The 16,629-nt window shown below is 63.6% G+C and carries 16 protein-coding genes, 1 tRNA gene and 1 pseudogene; 7 read left to right on the forward strand and 11 right to left on the reverse strand.

Annotation, left to right across the window (positions count from 1 at the left end):
* Window positions 1–234: 234 nt before the first annotated feature.
* Complete coding sequence (locus tag MAXJ12_RS15010) at window positions 235–897, reverse strand: Crp/Fnr family transcriptional regulator (RefSeq protein WP_008836757.1); 663 nt, start codon at window positions 895–897, stop codon at window positions 235–237.
* Between the two features lie 226 nt (window positions 898–1,123).
* Between MAXJ12_RS15010 and MAXJ12_RS38215 the strand changes: the two genes are divergently transcribed.
* Both MAXJ12_RS38215 and MAXJ12_RS15015 read left to right on the forward strand, forming a co-directional pair.
* Window positions 1,124–1,279: a hypothetical protein gene (locus tag MAXJ12_RS38215; protein ID WP_008836758.1), complete on the forward strand. Its 156-nt coding sequence runs from the start codon at window positions 1,124–1,126 to the stop codon at window positions 1,277–1,279.
* Window positions 1,280–1,337: 58 nt separating this feature from the next.
* Window positions 1,338–1,535: a hypothetical protein gene (locus tag MAXJ12_RS15015; RefSeq protein WP_008836759.1), complete on the forward strand. Its 198-nt coding sequence runs from the start codon at window positions 1,338–1,340 to the stop codon at window positions 1,533–1,535.
* Between the two features lie 40 nt (window positions 1,536–1,575).
* On the opposite strand, the gene guaB is transcribed toward MAXJ12_RS15015, so the two are convergent.
* Both guaB and MAXJ12_RS15025 read right to left on the reverse strand, forming a co-directional pair.
* Window positions 1,576–3,078: an IMP dehydrogenase gene (gene guaB / locus MAXJ12_RS15020; RefSeq protein ID WP_008836760.1), complete on the reverse strand. Its 1,503-nt coding sequence runs from the start codon at window positions 3,076–3,078 to the stop codon at window positions 1,576–1,578.
* Between the two features lie 329 nt (window positions 3,079–3,407).
* Window positions 3,408–3,851: an SRPBCC family protein gene (locus MAXJ12_RS15025; protein WP_008836761.1), complete on the reverse strand. Its 444-nt coding sequence runs from the start codon at window positions 3,849–3,851 to the stop codon at window positions 3,408–3,410.
* 393 nt (window positions 3,852–4,244) lie between these two features.
* Here MAXJ12_RS15025 and MAXJ12_RS15030 point away from each other — a divergent pair, with 393 nt between their 5' ends.
* The 3 genes and pseudogenes from MAXJ12_RS15030 (at window position 4,245) to MAXJ12_RS15040 (ending at window position 7,137) form a co-directional block, all read left to right on the forward strand.
* Entirely contained in the window at window positions 4,245–5,102 is an 858-nt protein-coding gene (locus MAXJ12_RS15030; RefSeq protein ID WP_008836762.1) for a protein-L-isoaspartate O-methyltransferase family protein, read from the forward strand.
* 62 nt (window positions 5,103–5,164) lie between these two features.
* Entirely contained in the window at window positions 5,165–5,377 is a 213-nt protein-coding gene (locus tag MAXJ12_RS15035) for a hypothetical protein (protein ID WP_139043902.1), read from the forward strand.
* A gap of 343 nt (window positions 5,378–5,720) precedes the next feature.
* Window positions 5,721–7,137 (forward strand): annotated as a pseudogene (locus MAXJ12_RS15040) (MFS transporter).
* Between the two features lie 6 nt (window positions 7,138–7,143).
* On the opposite strand, the gene MAXJ12_RS15045 reads toward MAXJ12_RS15040, so the two are convergent.
* The 3 genes from MAXJ12_RS15045 to MAXJ12_RS15055 are packed head-to-tail and all read right to left on the reverse strand — an operon-like array spanning window position 7,144 to window position 9,638.
* On the reverse strand, window positions 7,144–7,503 hold the full coding sequence (locus MAXJ12_RS15045) for a hypothetical protein (protein WP_008836764.1): 360 nt from the start codon (window positions 7,501–7,503) through the stop codon (window positions 7,144–7,146).
* A gap of 15 nt (window positions 7,504–7,518) precedes the next feature.
* Window positions 7,519–8,220, reverse strand: coding sequence for an RlmE family RNA methyltransferase (locus tag MAXJ12_RS15050; RefSeq protein ID WP_008836765.1), 702 nt, complete (start codon window positions 8,218–8,220; stop codon window positions 7,519–7,521).
* Window positions 8,217–9,638 carry a Ppx/GppA phosphatase family protein gene (locus tag MAXJ12_RS15055; RefSeq protein WP_420492379.1) on the reverse strand — a complete coding sequence of 474 codons (1,422 nt, stop codon included), beginning with the start codon at window positions 9,636–9,638 and terminating at the stop codon, window positions 8,217–8,219. The genes MAXJ12_RS15050 and MAXJ12_RS15055 overlap by 4 nt, the downstream gene beginning before the upstream one ends.
* 186 nt (window positions 9,639–9,824) lie before the next feature.
* On the opposite strand from MAXJ12_RS15055, the gene MAXJ12_RS15060 reads away from it, so the two are divergent.
* Both MAXJ12_RS15060 and MAXJ12_RS15065 read left to right on the forward strand, forming a co-directional pair.
* Window positions 9,825–10,751: a lysylphosphatidylglycerol synthase domain-containing protein gene (locus MAXJ12_RS15060; RefSeq protein WP_008836767.1), complete on the forward strand. Its 927-nt coding sequence runs from the start codon at window positions 9,825–9,827 to the stop codon at window positions 10,749–10,751.
* 260 nt (window positions 10,752–11,011) lie between these two features.
* Window positions 11,012–11,085, forward strand: a tRNA-Gln gene (locus MAXJ12_RS15065).
* 406 nt (window positions 11,086–11,491) lie between these two features.
* Here MAXJ12_RS15065 and MAXJ12_RS15070 read toward each other — a convergent pair.
* The 5 genes from MAXJ12_RS15070 to MAXJ12_RS15090 are packed head-to-tail and all read right to left on the reverse strand — an operon-like array spanning window position 11,492 to window position 16,627.
* Window positions 11,492–13,009 carry a M81 family metallopeptidase gene (locus MAXJ12_RS15070; RefSeq protein WP_008836768.1) on the reverse strand — a complete coding sequence of 506 codons (1,518 nt, stop codon included), beginning with the start codon at window positions 13,007–13,009 and terminating at the stop codon, window positions 11,492–11,494.
* A 9-nt stretch (window positions 13,010–13,018) separates the two neighbouring features.
* Window positions 13,019–13,969: an ABC transporter ATP-binding protein gene (locus tag MAXJ12_RS15075; protein WP_008836769.1), complete on the reverse strand. Its 951-nt coding sequence runs from the start codon at window positions 13,967–13,969 to the stop codon at window positions 13,019–13,021.
* Entirely contained in the window at window positions 13,966–14,883 is a 918-nt protein-coding gene (locus MAXJ12_RS15080) for an ABC transporter ATP-binding protein (protein ID WP_008836770.1), read from the reverse strand. The genes MAXJ12_RS15075 and MAXJ12_RS15080 overlap by 4 nt, the downstream gene beginning before the upstream one ends.
* Window positions 14,880–15,701, reverse strand: a complete 822-nt coding sequence (locus tag MAXJ12_RS15085; protein WP_008836771.1) for an ABC transporter permease — start codon at window positions 15,699–15,701, stop codon at window positions 14,880–14,882. Before MAXJ12_RS15085 ends, MAXJ12_RS15080 begins: the two co-directional genes overlap by 4 nt.
* Before the next feature lie 2 nt (window positions 15,702–15,703).
* Window positions 15,704–16,627 carry an ABC transporter permease gene (locus MAXJ12_RS15090; RefSeq protein ID WP_008836772.1) on the reverse strand — a complete coding sequence of 308 codons (924 nt, stop codon included), beginning with the start codon at window positions 16,625–16,627 and terminating at the stop codon, window positions 15,704–15,706.
* Between the last annotated feature and the right edge of the window lie 2 nt (window positions 16,628–16,629).

Consider the following 16,629-nt stretch of genomic DNA (forward strand, 5'->3'; position numbering starts at 1 on the left):
GAAGTTTTCGGCGACATGGCGGTGCGGCTGGTGCGCGGCGAGATCGCGCTCAAATTCGACCGCAAGAAGATCGCGGTGTTCGAGACGTCGCGCTGAGGCCGACCCTGCGCCGGAATACCACGAGACAGACGCTATCAGACCAGCAGGGCGCGGCGATCATCGGCCAGAATATCTGCGTCGGGTTCATCCGCTCCCCAGGCCGGCCATCCGTCGGCTGCTTCGGCTAGGCTAATCCTACTTCGCGGCGAGCCTTTCGAGCACGGCAAGATCATGCAGCATGAGCCTGCTGCCGCGCTTTTCGACGAGCCCCCTCTTGGCCAGGGTGCTCATCTCGCGTGATACCGCCTCCCGGTGGGTGCTGATCGTCGCCGCCAACTCGGAGTGCGTCGGCGCCGGGCTTAGGGCGACCTGGCCATTTACAGGCCCGATCTCGTCTGCCCGGCGCAGCAGTTCGAGGATTAGCCGTTTGCGCACGACCAGAGTGCTGAACTCGAAGACCCTTTCGGTCATGCGCCGCAGCTGAGCCGACAAATGCTCGAGAAGCACCCAGGCGAAAGCCGGATGGCTCATCACAATGTCCCGGAATGCCGTCCCAGTCAGCCGCGCAACGCGGGTTGCCTCAAGCGCGACGACGCTGGCCGAGCGGGCCTTCCCATCGATTCCTGCCAATTCTCCGAAAATTTCGCCCGGCGCGATATCGCGATAGGCGATCTCCCTGCCGTCCTCTGAAAACATTGTGACCCGAGCCCGCCCCTCCAGCAGGAAGAAGACGTCGCAGCCATTGTCGCCATGCGCGATGATTATCTCATTGAGTTGATAACAGCGCTCGCTCCATCGCCGGCTGATCGCGGCGACGTCGGTATTATCCAGCCTCGACATGAAGACGGAGGTCGTCACGACGGTATGTCCTTGGTTTTCAACCGAGTGTACTTCGCCTGGCTCGCTCACGAAAGGAAATTGATCGCCGCCGCAACGTTGCCGGGTGGCGAGCGCCAATTTTGCGAATGCTTTAGAGGGTGTGGGAATTCCCACATACGAATCCGACGCCACTGCCTACCCTTTCCCATCAACGTCAGGCCTCGGCAGTCAACATCGAGGCCAATGAGGGAAAAGGACCGGTGTCATGAAACTCCTGGCTCCCGTCATGCAGCTTTTATCAGCGGTTCGCGAATTCGTGGCGCCGCGCTACCGCCCGGAACTGCATTACATGCGCGGCCCCGGGCCGGCCTTCGCCCGTCGCATGGCCGAGCACAAGAAGTCCATCGACCGCTACGCATAGACTGCTTCCGGACCGCTGCGGCTAGGGCACTGACCGCCCAGATCCCGAGTTCAGATGAATGGACGATCCGATGATGGACAGGTTTCTTATTCTCGCCGTCGGCTCGATTCGCAGGTGGTCCCGCCGTCGTGCCAAGCGAACAGCCATGCGGCGGGCGACGGATCAATTGAGCCGTTCGCCGGATGACGTTCTCGACGACATCGGCATTTCACGCGATCAAATCACCTGCGCTTCTCAAAGCAGATTTTTGCTGTAGCGGCGGTGGTCCGAACGGACCCCCGCCCCCAGCCGCTTCGTCAAAAGCCGCCGGGATAATTCGGGCTTTCGCGTGTGATCGTCACGTCGTGCGTGTGGCTCTCGCGCAGGCCCGCATTGGAGATGCGCACGAAGGTCGCCCTCTCCCGGAAATCGGCGAGGTCGCGCGCGCCGACATAGCCCATGGCCGCCTTCAGCCCCCCGGCAAGCTGGTGCAGCACGCCCGCCACCGGGCCCTTGTAGGGCACCTGACCCTCAATGCCCTCCGGCACCAGCTTCAGCGTGTCGCGCACCTCGGCCTGGAAATAGCGGTCGGCCGAGCCGCGCGCCATCGCGCCCACCGAGCCCATGCCGCGATACGCCTTGAACGAACGGCCCTGGTAGAGATAGGTCTCGCCGGGACTCTCGTCGGTGCCGGCGAGCAGCGAGCCGACCATCGCGGCGCCCGCGCCTGCGGCAAGCGCCTTGGCGAGATCGCCTGAATATTTGATGCCGCCGTCGGCCACCACCGAAACACCGGCCTTCTCGGCCGCCTCGACCGCCGACATGATCGCCGAAAGCTGCGGCACGCCGACGCCCGCGACGATCCGCGTCGTGCAGATCGAGCCGGGGCCGATGCCGACCTTGACCGCATCCGCGCCGGCGTCGATCAGCGCCTGCGTGCCGGCTGCCGTCGCAACGTTGCCGGCCATGATGCGCACCGAATTGGAAAGCTTCTTCGCCCGCGTCACCGCGTCGAGAACGCGCTGCGAATGGCCATGCGCGGTGTCGATCACCAGAAGATCGACGCCCGCGTCGATCAGGCGCTCGGCGCGCTCGAAGCCGTCATCGCCGACGCTCGTCGCGGCAGCCGCGCGCAGCCGCCCCTGGCTGTCCTTCGACGCATGCGGATTGAGCTGCGACTTCTCGATGTCCTTGACCGTGATCAGGCCGACGCAGTTTCCAGCCTTGTCGACGACCAGCAGCTTTTCGATGCGATGCTGGTGCAGCAGCCGCTTGGCCTCAGTCTGGTCGACGGTCTCCTTCACCGTGATCAGACTCTCCCGGGTCATCAACTCGTAGACCTTCTGGCCCGGATCGGTGGCGAAGCGCACGTCGCGGTTGGTCAGGATGCCGACCAGCCGGCCGACCACATGGCCGCCCGTGCCGCCATTCTCGACCACCGGAATGCCGGAAATCGAGTAGGTGCGCATCAGCGCCTGCGCATCGGCAAGCGTGGCGTCCGGCCCGATCGTGACCGGATTGACCACCATGCCGGATTCGAACTTCTTGACCTGGCGCACCTGTTCGGCCTGTTCGGCCGGCGAGAAGTTGCGATGGATGACGCCGAGCCCGCCGGCCTGCGCCATGGCGATTGCGAGCCGCGCCTCGGTCACGGTGTCCATGGCCGCCGAAAGGATCGGGATGTTCAGGTCGATGTCCCCGGCGATGCGGGTGCGCACATCGGTTTCGCCGGGCATCACTTCGGAATGGCCGGGCTGCAGGAGCACGTCGTCGAAAGTCAGGGCGAGCGTGCCGGTTGCCGTTTCGATGATCTTTGCCATGCCGAACCCTCAAATACGTGAAGCCGGCGCTCAAGCCCTTTTGGACTGCGCCGACTCGTGATCTTCCCTTGCAGGATTGGCAAGGGCTGGTACCACGTATGTCGCGCAAAGAAAAGCCGGACCAATGCGCGCCGGTGTTTCTGTTTGAAATTCCTTGAGGGTGGAAAAGGACAATCTGCCAATCGCACGCGGCAGCGATAAGCGGACTGGCGCGAGTGCTCCGGCTACGCGATCACCGCGTGATATCAGCGGGAGTCGTGTAGGCGTCCCAGACGCTTTAGACCGGCACAGCGATCGTGGTGACCATGTGATAAGATTTCGCCAACCGTTCATTGCGTGATTTCGGGCTCGACGAGTTTGGCAAGCTTGCGCAGCGACTCCTGCCAGCCGAGATAACATGCCTCCACGGGGATCAGATCGGGCACGTTCTCCTGAACCACGGTCATCTCCGTTCCGACTGAAACGGCCTTCAGCGTGACGGTCACTTTCATCTCGCCCGGAAGGTTCGGATCATCGAACACATCGCTGTAGACGAGCATCTCGCCGGGAACGAGTTTCAGGTAGGTGCCGCCGAAGGAATGGCTTTGGCCGGTCGTGAAGTTTCGGAAGGACATTCTGTGCTTGCCGCCTTCCTTGGCCTCAAGTTCATGGACCGTGCAGGTAAAACCGAAGGGTGGAAGCCAGCTCGCAACCGCGTCAGGTTCCAGAAATGCGCGGTAGACCTTTTCGGGCTTGGCGGCGAAGACCCGGTGCAGTTTAACAGTGTTGGGCATGATCATTTCCTTTCATTGAGCTCACCAGGCATCGATGCCTTGGGGACTGGGTAACCTACCACCGCAGCTTCCGGCGCCGCGATGTCGACTTCTTCATCTCATCATCGCTTTGGGCGCTTGGATCACGCCGCCCAGAGAGATGCCTCTGATCTTTCTCACGGATCTTTCACCTGTATTCGTTGCTTCGTACCCCTAGGACGAACAAGAAGGGCGTCTCCCGACAACCAACCTCATTTTTTTGCCGCGACGCTCTGCGACGAGGCGAGAAACGTCTCAATCGGGTGGGAAGCAGTCATGCCGGATCGCCCTTAGGTGCGAAGATGGGGACCCTTTGCCGCCGCCCAGATTTCTGAGAGCATGAGAAAGCACGCACACTCGCGGAGTCGACGTTCCATGCTGACAGGAGCCGGTGATAGTGAAGCACGCCGATGGTTTGCCGAAGACCTGCGCGTCTCATCGCCCGTTGTGCACGACCCTGCCATCATCGAGGCGTTCGCCAAAGTCCCGCGCGAGGAATATCTCGGCAGCGGCCCGTGGCGCATCCATTCGAGATTGCAGGTTGGTACGGTCCATACGAGCCCTTCAGCCGCCCTTCATGAGATTTACCACGACGTTCTGGTCTCGCTTGACGAAAAGCGCGGGTTGAACAGCGGACTGCCGTCGCTTTGGGCCTTTGTTTTCGACCATCTGAATATAACTCCCGGCCAGACTATCCTTCAGGTGGGCGCTGGCGTCGGCTATTTTACCGCCATTCTCGCCGAACTGACTGGTTCCGAGGGACGCGTGATTGCGTATGAGATCGATGAAGAACTCGCTCGGCATGCGCAAAGCAATCTTGCTCACTATGCCCATGTCGAAGTGATATCCGGCGATGCCACACAGGCCGTTGACCCGCCAAACCTCGATGTCGTGGTCGCCTTCGCCGGAGTGACGCACGTGCCGGAACGGTGGCTTTCAAATTTGTCCGACGCCGGTCGGATGGCGCTGCCGTTCACAGGTGAAGACCAGTGGGGCTTCATGATGCTTCTGGAAAGGGCCGGCGATACGTTTCCTGTAAGATCGCTTGCGCCGTGCGGTTTTTACCATTGCGGCGGAGCCAGGCGCAGTGACGAAGAAAAAGCTTTGACGGTTGCCCTCAAGGCGGCACGAGGCAAGCTCGGCGATCTCGCGCAATACCATCGAGGGCGACCAGAACATGACACCGACAATGCCTGGCTGATCACCGACGCGTACTGGATCTCGAAAAGCTAGCGTAGTCCCGTCAACTCGAAGCGTCTGCAAGCGCTCATTTGCGGCAGCTTTCGACATTCCTCTTGCCTCTGCGCCGCCACCGTGCCTTCATCCAGCCCCAAAGCCATCCTACCCGCCGTTTCATGAACCTCACGCCCTTCGCCATCATTGCCGGCTTCGTCCTGCTCGCCGCCTGCGCAACCCCAGCGCCAGAGCCCCAGGGCGACGCACCGCCCGAACCGGTCCCCGCCGGCATCACCCCGCTGACCCAGGAGCAAGACGAGCTTTTTGGCTAAATAGGGCCTTCGCTCCCGCCCCAGGATGACCGAAAGACAGAATGGCCGCAGCTAATCACAGATGCCTGCGATTGGCGGTGTCCGCCAAGGCAAGCGCAGCGAAGCGGAGCGCGACCCTGGTCAGGTCGTAGTGAAGAATTAACTATCTGATCCAGATTGCGATAGCGGCGATTTTGACGAAGCCGAGATAGTTTGGATGTGCTTGTCATAGCGGATTGCGATCCTTCTGAACTGGTACAACCGAAGCGCGGCAAAAATCGACGACAGCGGGCGGCATTCGTGATACCCGCCCTGATTGCCGGAAGGCCCCGCCGGCAGCCGGCAATCACATCCGGAATATGCCGTGAAACGCACCATCCCGCTCATCCTCGCGGTCGCCCTCTTCATGGAAAACATGGATTCGACGGTGATCTCGACCTCGCTGCCGGCGATCGCCGCCGACATCGGAACCAGCCCGATCGCGCTCAAGCTGGCGCTGACCGCCTATCTCGTATCGCTCGCCATCTTCATCCCGATCAGTGGCTGGATGGGCGACAGATTCGGCGCAAAACGCATCTTCCGCATCGCCATCGCGGTGTTCGTCCTGGGCTCGGTCGCCTGTGCCGCGGCCGGCTCGCTCGGCGCATTCGTCGGCGCGCGCTTCCTGCAGGGCATGGGCGGCGCCATGATGACGCCGCTGGCGCGCCTCGTCCTGGTGCGCGCCACGCCGCGGCGCGAACTCGTCGCGGCGATGGCCTGGCTCACAATACCGGGCCTGATCGGGCCGCTGGTCGGACCACCGGTCGGCGGCTTCATCACCACATATTTCAGCTGGCACTGGATCTTTCTGATCAACGTGCCGATCGGGCTCGCCGGCATCTGGCTGGCCGGGCGCTTCCTTCCCGATGTCGAGCTTGCCGGCAGCCCTCCCCTCGACATTCTGGGCTTCCTGCTTTCGGCGGCCGCCGCCTCGGGGATCGTCTTCGGCCTGTCGGTGGTGAGCCTGCCTGCCGGCGCTGCCGCCCAGCGTCGGCATCGTCACGCTGGCCATAGGCGTCGCCGCAGGCCTTCTCTACGTCCGCCATGCGCGCCGCAAGCCGCACCCGATCCTGGATCTCAGCCTCTTCCGGATACCGGTCTTCCGCGCCGCCATCAGCGGCGGCTCGATCTTCCGCATCGGCAATGGCGCGGTGCCGTTCCTGCTGCCGCTGATGTTCCAGCTCGGCTTCGGCATGACGCCCTTCCAGTCCGGCATGCTGACCTTCGCTTCCGCGCTTGGCGCGATCGCCATGAAATTCCTGGCCTCGGCAATGCTCCAAATCGGCGGCTTCCGCACCGTGCTGATCGCGACCGTGCTCTTCGGCGCCTGCTTCGTCGCCGCCAACGGGCTGTTCACTTCGCAGACTTCGCCTGCGATCATCATTCCGGTGTTGATCGGCGCCGGCTTCCTGCGCTCGCTGTTCTTCACCTCGGCCAACGCCCTGGTGTTCGCCGATGTCGAGGACCGCGACGCCAGCCAGGCGACCGCGATCGCGGCTGCCTCCCAGCAGGTCAGCATCGCGCTGGGTGTCGCCGTCGGCGGCGGTATATTGGAGGCGACCGCCATGCTGACCGGCGAGCCGGTCGGCCTCTCCGCCTTTTCGACGGCGTTCTTCATCGTCGCCGTCATTACTATCCTGGCGGTGATACCGTTCATGCGGCTGAGCGCCGATGCAGGCGATTCTGTGTCGGGGCATCGCCTTCGCGACCCCGACGCCGGCGAGCAGCCGCCGGTGCGGTAGCGCTTTTTAATCTTCGTCGAAAATCGCTCGGACCGCGTCGGCATAATCGAGTGGGTTCGAGCCGAGTTCGAAGCAGACAGAAACATGTCCACCAGGTAAGTCGACGACCAGCTGGTAGAAATTGCCGTAGCGAACGACGAGCGAATGCGCACCGCCGCAGTCCAGATTGCCGCGTTGGCGGATCAGCGTGAGCAATGCCGGGTTGACGAAAAGTTCCTCGTATTTGTCGGACTCGGACGATGAGGCGCCGCCAACATTGTCACGTTGCCGAGAAGTCAACTCGCCATTTCGATAGATGGCAGCGTAGCGCACGGCAGAAGACATAGAGAAGATGCGATCGAGGATATTCGTCCGTTCATATTCCATGGTGTTTCCGGCGGCCTAGCTGCGTCCCTTGAAATCCTTGGCGAGCAGATAGAGCTCGGCCGATTCCTCGCGCGAAGCCGGCGGCTTGACGTGGTGGACCGAACGAAAATTCTGCTTGAGCATGGTGAGAACGCTGTTTTCCGTGCCGCCCTGAAAGGTCTTGGCGAGGAAATGGCCGCCCGGCTTCAGCACGGAAACGGCGAAATCGGCCGCAACCTCGCACAGATGCATGGTGCGGATATGGTCGGTCTGGCGGTGCCCGGTGGTCGGCGCGGCCATGTCGGACATCACGATGTCGGGCGGCCCGCCGAGCGCCTCGGCGAGTTTTTCGGGCGCATCCTCGTCCAGAAAATCCATCAGCAGCACCGGCGCGCCCGGCACCGCGTCCATCTCCAGATAGTCGATGCCGACGACATTCGGATGCTCCGGCGTGGATTTCGTCCGCGCCGCGGCGACCTGGCACCAGCCGCCGGGCGCCGCGCCCAGATCGATGACGCGCATGCCGGGCTTCAGCAGATGGTGCTTGTCGTCGATCTCGATCAGCTTGTAGGCGGCCCGCGAGCGGTAGCCGGCGGCCTTCGAGCGCTGCACATAGGGGTCGTTCATGTGGCGCTCGAGCCAGCGCCGCGACGATTCCTTCAGCCCGCTCTTCTTCTTGATCCGGGTCTTCAGCACGCGAATGCCGCCCGGACCGGCTTTTCCCGGCTTCTTGGTCATGGCCGCGCTCCGCTCCGCCAATTGCGCCGCCAGACCCCGTCATCGGCCATCAGCTCGCTCAAAATGCCCTCGCGCAGGCCGCGGTCGGCGACGCGCAGGCGTTCCGACGGCCAGACGCGGCGGATTGCCTCGAGGATTGCGCAGCCGGCCAGCACAAGGTCGGCGCGGTCGGCGCCGATGCAAGCATTGGCCACGCGCGCCTGGAAATCCCAGCCGAGCAGCTTTTCGATCATCAAATCGACATTGGCATTGTCCATCCACAGCCCGTCGACGCGGCGGCGGTCGTATCGTTCGAGCCCGAGATGCACACCGGCGAGCGTCGTCACCGTGCCGGATGTCCCGAGCAGGTGGAAGCGCGATGCCTTCATCAGATGGTTGATGCGGTCGCGGCCTTCAAACGCTTGCAGCATGCCGGTCACGTCGGCGACCATGGCGTCGAACACCTGGCGCGTCACTTCGCGTCCGCCAAAGCGTTCGGCGAGCGAAACCACGCCGACCGGCAGCGAGGTCCACGACACGATGTGGTTGGCGAGTCGCGGCGACCTCTGCCCGGAAATGTCGATGAGCGCGATCTCGGACGAGCCGCCGCCAATGTCGAACAGGACGACCGCGTCCGTGCCGCGCTCGACCAGAGAGCCGCAGCCGGAAACGGCGAGCCGCGCCTCGGTGCGGCGGTCGATGATCTCCAGCTTCAGGCCGGCCTCGGTCTCGACGCGGGCCAGGAACTCACTGCCATTCTCGGCCGCGCGGCAGGCTTCGGTAGCGATCAGCCTCGCCCGCCTGATCGAGCGGCCGGCAAGCTTGTCGCCGCAGATCTTCAATGCCTCGACCGCGCGGTCCATGGCCGGCCGGCTCAGCCGCCCGGTCGACGAAAGCCCCTCGCCCAGCCGCACGATGCGCGAAAAGGCGTCGATGACGCGGAACTGGCCGGGCTTCGTCGGCACCGCGACCAGCAGCCGGCAATTGTTGGTGCCAAGGTCGAGTGCTGCGAAAACGGGCAGGTCGTCGTTGAAGCGTCTGCGCGGCGGCTGCACAGCCTCCCTGATGGAAGGCGGCGCGTTCGCCGGGCGCACCTCGATGCGCTCGGCCGGCGCGGCTGCTTCAGCGGGGCGCACACCGTCGCGCGCAAAAACCTTGCGCCCGCGCTTGCGCTTGCGCCGCTTCTTCGCCTTGCCTGTCGGCTGCGGGCTGCCGTCGCTCGCCTGTCCGTCGTCGCCGGATCTGGCGCCCGCCAAAGGGTGGTGTTTCCGATTGGCGGTGAAGCCGTTCATGCCGCGTTGCGGCCGACCGCTCCTGGACGCGCCCGCTTCCGGCGCTTTTGCGCCGGCTTCGGGATCTTCCACCTTCAATGTCCTTCTCGCGCCGCGCGAACCGTTGCCGGACGCTGCACACGCGTCGAGATTTTCCGTTGCAGCCAAGATAGCAGCGCCCGGCGCATTCACCAAGCCTGCGGGAGCGGAATTCCATCCTTCGTCGCACCCGCCGCCTTCGAGGTTGAACATGCGGCTTCGATAAGGCATTGCTGAAATAAGCGGATTTGCCAGTCGGCACGCGCCGCGCCGCATCAAACCGAAAGGAAGATCGACCGGCATGGCCGTCGCATAATGAAGCTGAAATCCTACATCTGGCCGGCGATCGGCCTTGCCGCCGTCGGATTTTCCGTCTGGCTGCTCTACCACGAACTGCGCGGCATCTCGCTCGAGGATGTCGGCGAGGGCCTGGCCGCGATCCCGCTCCACCGCTGGCTGCTCGCCGGCCTGAGCTCGGTCGTCGCCTATATTGCGCTCGCCGGATACGACCACATCGCGCTGACGCATCTCGGCCGGAAGATACCGTTCGGCTTCATCACCGTCTCCTCCTTCACCACCTACGCGCTCTCGCACAATATAGGCGGCTCGGTCCTGTCCGGAGCCGTCATCCGCTACCGCTCCTATGGCTCGAAGGGCCTGACCGGGCAGGAAGTCGGCGTGCTGGTCGCGCTCTGCTCGTTCACCTTCGTTTTGGGGGCGGCCCTGCTTTCGGCCCTGCTGCTCATCCTCGAGCCGCACGTGCTGGACCGCTTCGTCGACCTCCCGCCGATCCCGGCCGGGAGAGTGACGGGGGCGGCTATCCTCGGGCTGATCGCCCTCTACATCTTCGGCAGCTGGCTGCATCTGAAGCCGCTCCGCATCGGCTCGCTGCAGATCCACTATCCCCGGCTGCCGATCGTGGCGCGCCAGATGATCATAGGGCCGGTCGAGCTGATGGCGGCGGCCGCGATCATCTATTTCGCGCTGCCGGAAGCGGGCAATCCCGGCTATTTCGTCGTGCTCGGCGTCTTCGTCATTTCGTTTTCGGCGGCGTTGATCTCGCATGCGCCCGGCGGCCTCGGCGTCCTGGAGATCGTCTTTCTCGCCGGTCTCTCCGACATGGACCCGGCCGCAGTGCTCGCCGCACTGCTCGTCTTCCGGCTGTTCTACCTGATCATCCCGCTGATCCTGGCGCTGGTCGTGGTGGTGGTTTTCGAACGCTCGCAGTTCCGGCGCCGCTAGACTTCAGAGCCATGGATCAAGCCTCTGCAATTTCGGTCAAGTTCCACCCACTAGACAAACCCTGACCGTGTCAGACGGACCGGGATCGGTCCGGTGGCGGCGCAATATTCTTGCGGAGCCTGCATCTCCGGCTATTGATCGGCAGGGCAAATGTGATACAAGCCGGCTCGAAACGGGAACGAGTTTTGCCTGACCGGGGCAGAATGAGCGTCCAGCTCCCCTCGCTCGTTTCCGCCAAGCGATTGTTTCAAATCGCTTCTTGGGGAATAGGTTAACGGTAGACCCACGGACTCTGACTCCGTTAGTCCTGGTTCGAATCCAGGTTCCCCAGCCAAACCGCTCCCAGAAATCCTTGAAATCCGCGGAATTCCGGTCTTCCCGGAACGCCTGCGTTTCCATGCCGAATCGGCCTTGCCCAAGTGGTGCCCACAACTGATGCCCACAGGTGGTGTCCATCCGCCCGGGGCCGACGGAGCACGGGCGGATGGGACTGCGAAGGTGCCAGGTCGAAAACCTCGTCCTCAGGGGACCGATCTTCTACTGGCGGGCACGCATCCCGGCGGGTCTCGCCGCCTGCGGCAGGAACGCGCGGCTTTCACTGAGCCTCAGGCTCTCCGACCGTAGGTAGCCGTGTCCCGACAGTCGACGCCGACGTCGCGCGAGCAATAGTAGTTCGGCATCTCGCCGCGGAGTGGCCGTAGAAATGCCGGCCGCGCTTCCTGATCCCCGGCCATGAAGGGTCACGCCGCTGACCTCGTCTGTCGTTCGAAATTCTTGTCGAGCGGCCAGAGCGGGCGCGGCGCGCGGATATAGGAACGCCGCTCGGCCCGCGGCGTCGCCAGCGCACCCGCATCGCAGACGATGACCTTGCCCGCTATCGGCTCGAAGGCCGCGCGGAAATGCTGCATCGATTTCAGGACCAAGACGCGGCGAGCCGTCGGTTCGATCCCGAACGCGCGCAACTGCTGCAGATCGACCATCTGCTGCGCTTCGGAAACGACCAGGACTTCGATCCCGTCCACATCGATTACCGCGGTGGGGCCGAAGCTATGCGCAAGCCCGCCCTGAATCGGCCCGTCTCCGACATAGGCGCCATCCGAAAGCTTGCGGAGCACGCCCGTTACCGTCAGCGGGCCGCCGCCGAAACTCGCGTCGCCCTTGCCGCCCATCGTCACCGTTACGGTTTCGCCTTCCTTGTGACCGTGCAATTCCTTTGCCGCCTGGGGATCGACCATCGGCGCGAACACAGCGCCTCTGACGCCCGCATCGAGCAAGCCCTTCAGCAGCGCCGTTGAGTCGCCGTAGGAGCCGGCGCCCGGATTGTCGGCGTAGTCGGCGATGACAAGCGGCTCGTCGCCGTTCCAGGCAAGCGCCTCGGCGGCGGCTTCATCGATTTCGATGAAGACGTTGCGCTTCTTCGTCCGCGCCATCCAGATCTTGTCTGCAAGTTCCTCCGTCACGCGCCTGGCGGCGATCTCGGCGTCGGGCTCGCGGCTGTCATAGGCCGCGAGCACCGTCGGGCCGACACAGGATACATCTGCTCCTGTGAAACCTGCATTCACGGAAACGGCGAGCAGTCCCTCAGCCTCGGCCTCGCGGGCGCGGTCGTAGAGCGCCAGGGTCTCGGGAATGTCGGTGCGGCCGGAATTCGCCTCATCCAGCATCGGAACATGTGCCCTGACGGTCCGCGGCGCAATTTCACCCCTCATCGCGCGATCCAGGATCCGCGCAGCATGCGCGCCCGTTTCACGCATATCCACATGCGGATAGGTCTTGTAGGAGACAAGAATCTGCGCGTCCCGGACCATATCCTCGGACACCATCGCATGAAGGTCGAGCGTTACGGCAATGGGAATGTCCCGCCCAAGCTCGGCCCGCAGAAGGCTGAGCAGATAGCCTTCTCCGTCGGGGCAGAATTCGGGCACCATCGAGCCGTGCAGACCAAGAAGCAGCCCGTCGAACCGGCTCCTGTTCGAACGCACCGCTTCCAGAATGATGCCGGCAATGTGATCATAGGCCGCCTTGGTCACCCGTCCGCCGGGCACCGCGTGAGCCGAAATCGCATGGACGACGTTCCAGCCCGCAGGTTCAGCGACATCCATGAACCCGGCGAGTTCGGTGTTCGCGTTGCGCCGGACACGGATCGCGTCGTCGCCATAGAGCAATGTACCCACCTGGAACTGCGGCAAATCGGTGCGGAAGCGCGAGAACGTGTTGCTCTCGTGCATGAATTCGCAAGTGAGGACGGTGAATGTCATGGATAAACTCTATTGCGCGAGGCGGACGCGGTGGCTGCGGCCGATCCGGATAAGTTCGCTTGGCTCCGGTTCTTCGTCAGGGTCCGGACGGAGCGAAATGTCGGGCGAAAAGCGCGCTGTGCCGGGAACGGGAGCGGCATTCGGCAAGCCGCGTGCGCCAGTCAGGATCGCATCGGGATCGGGAACAGAGCCGATCAGCCGGCGCGTATATGGGTGTGTCGGGCGGCTGAAAATCGAATGCCAGTCGCCCTCCTCCACCACGCGACCGAAATACATGACGGCGACCCGGTCGCTGACATGCTCGACCACGCTCAGGTCGTGGGAGATCATGATGTAGCTCAGACCGAGCGTCTCCTGCAGATCCATCAGCAGGTTGATGATTTGCGCCTGGATCGACACGTCCAGAGCCGACACGGGCTCATCCAGCACCAGAATCTTCGGGGCGAGCATCAAGGCTCGCGCGATCCCGATCCGCTGACGCTGCCCGCCCGAGAATTCATGCGGATAACGCTCGGCGTGATCCGGCGTCAGGCCAACGCGGGTCAGCATATCTGCGACGCGGTCGGCGGCCTCGCTTCCCCTGGCGATCCCGTGCAGCGAAAGCTGCGAGGACAGCATGCGGCCGATGGTCTGGCGCGGGTTCAGCGACGCGTAGGGATCCTGGAACACCATCTGGGCGATGCGGGCGCGATCCTTCCGGGTGGGAGCGCGGGGTCCCGTCAACGGTTTGCCCTGGAACAGAATCTCCCCCGATGCCGGCTCCTGCAGGCCCATCACGGTGAGCGCGGTGGTGGATTTGCCGCAGCCGGATTCCCCGACAATGGACAGGCACTCCCCCTCGTTCAGGGTCAGGTTCACGCCCTGGACGGCGCGTAGCGTCCGCTTCGGCCCGAAAAGCCATTGACGCGCCAGCGGGAAGTGGACGTTGAGATCGCGGATTTCCAGCAGAGGCGGACTCACGCGGTCGCCTCCAGACGGAGGCCGCGTGGCGTGGTCAGCGTCGGCGCGTCGCGTCCGCGCTCCTCGCTGGTCACAACCTTGTCGAGTTCGGTCAGGCGGCTGCGCCCGGCGAGCGTTCGCGAGCCCAGCCGCGGGCGCGCCGCAAGCAGGCCACGAGTGTAGGGATGCAGCGGATTTTCGAAGAGTGCCCTGGTGTCCTGTTCCTCGACGAGCCGTCCTCGATCCATGACCCCTACGCGCCGGCACATACTGGCGATTACACCGAGGTCATGGCTGACCAGCAACACGGCTGTTCCCTCGGCCGTGCAAAGCTCTGCGATCAGTTCCAGGACGCCCGCCTGTACCGTCACATCAAGTGCGGTGGTCGGTTCGTCCGCAATCAGCAGGTCGGGGCGGCAGGCCAGCGCAATTGCAACCATGACGCGCTGGCGCATTCCTCCGGACAATTGATGCGGATAGGACCGGGCGCGCTCCTCGGGTGACGGCACGCGAACGCTTTCCAGCGCCTCGACAGCCTTCCGGCGCGCATCCGACCACCCCATGCCTCGGTGAACGACAAACATCTCTGCGATCTGCCTGCCAACCGTCGCCAGCGGGTTGAGCGCGGTCATCGGCTCCTGGAAGACCATCGCCATGCGGTCGCCGCGCAGGCGACGCCTTGCGCGGCTGCCAAGCTTGAGAACGTTCTGGCCCTGAAAGACGATCGAACCACCGGTCACTTCCAGCGGGCGCTTCAGCAGCCCCATCACCGACAGGCCGGTGATGCTTTTCCCCGAGCCGGATTCCCCGACAAGACCGTAGGTTTCCCCGGGCAGGATGTCGAACGACACGTCGTGAAGGAGTTCGTTGCGCTTGCCGACGCCGATATGCAGGTTGCGGACGGACAAAACGGGATCGGGAAGAATGCCGCTCATATCTTCCGGGTCCTCATATGGGGATCGAGCATGTCGCGCAGCCCGTCACCCAGCAGATTGAAGCCGAGGACCGTGATGAAAATCGCGAGGCCGGGAAAAACCGAGGCCCAGGGAGCGGTACGGATCAGGTCGCGCGCGTCTGTCAGCATGTTGCCCCAGCTTGGCTGCGGCGGACGGATGCCGACGCCGAGGAAGGACAGCGCCGCCTCCGCCAGAACCGCGCCGCCGATGCCGAGCGTCGCGATGACCAGGACCGGACCGAGGATATTCGGCAATATCTGTGTCCGCATGATGCTGGTGTCGCCGAAGCCCGCCGACCTGGCGGCCAGCACGAAGCCCTGGTTCTTGAGCGAGAGCGTGGAACTGCGGGCTATGCGGCAGGTCCAGGACCAGTTGGTCAGACCTAGCGCAATCAGCAGGCTTGGCAGGCCCGGCCCCAGCACGGCCATGATGGCAAGCGCGAAAACCAGGGACGGGATCGCGAGCATGACGTTTGTAAGCCCATTGACCAGGTCGTCCCACCAGCCGCCGAAATAGCCGGCCGAAACGCCGAGCGCCGTGCCTATGAACGAGTTTATCAACTGCGAGACGAGACCGACGGTGAGCGACACCCTCGCGCCGTAGAGGACGCGGGAAAAGACGTCGCGCCCCTGGGCGTCCGTGCCCAGCCAATGCTCCCAGCTTGGCGGCATTTCGGAATTCATCAGGTCCGCGTCGAATATCGGATCGTACGGCGCTATCCACCCGGCGCAGAGCGCCGCCACGACCACGAGCAGCGCCAGCGCCAGCCCGAAGGCGAAGTTGAAGCGCAACCGCATGATCAAGTCACCTTGATGCGTGGGTCGATTGCGGCATAGGCGACATCGACCAGCATGTTGATGACCAGGAACCACAACACGATCACGATGACCGTACCCTGAACCACGGGAATGTCGCGCGTCGACACGCTGTCGACCAGAAGCGATCCGATCCCCGGCCAGGAAAACAGTTTCTCGATCACGATCGCCTGTCCCATAAGCGAACCGATCTGGAGGCCGAGCGTGGTCAGGATCAGCACCAGCACGTTGCGGGTGACATGGGCGCGCACCAGGCGCGGTTCGGATAGCCCTTTTGCGCGCGCCGTGCGCACGAAGTCGGCGTTCATCACGTCCAGAACGCCTGCGCGTGTGGTTCGCGCCAAAAGCGCCATCGGCGATACGCCGAGCGCGATGGCGGGCAATATTATGTATTGGATGCTGCCGGCCTGGTAGCCGAAACTTGGCAACAGGCCAAGCTGCAGCGCGAAGACATACATCAACAGCAGGCCGAACCAGAATTCAGGAAGCGACAGGCCGGAAACCGCCAGCATCATCGTGCCGGTGTCGAATACGCTGCCGGGCTTGAGCGCGGCGAGAAATCCCAGAGGAATGCCGACCGCCGCTGCAAGCCCCATCGCCGCCAGCGCGAGCTTGATGGACGGCCAGAGCCGCGGCTCGATCACGTCCCACACTGGTGAGCGGGTCCGGTAGGAAATCCCAAGGTCGAAATGCGCCAGCCCCCACAGATAGTTCCACAGGCGAACCGGCAGAGGTTTGTCCAGCCCGAACTGTTCGTTCAGATGCGCCAGGACATCCGCATTCATGGCGTTGCGCCCCTCCGCCATCAGGCTCGATATGAAGCTGCCGGGGACGACACTGAATATGAAGAAGATGACTATGACGACCGCCAGCAAGGTCGGGATCATCTGCAGCGTGCGACGAACAATGA

The sequence above is a fragment of the Mesorhizobium alhagi CCNWXJ12-2 genome, from assembly GCF_000236565.1.
GTDB classification, from domain to species: Bacteria; Pseudomonadota; Alphaproteobacteria; order Rhizobiales; family Rhizobiaceae; genus Allomesorhizobium; species Allomesorhizobium alhagi.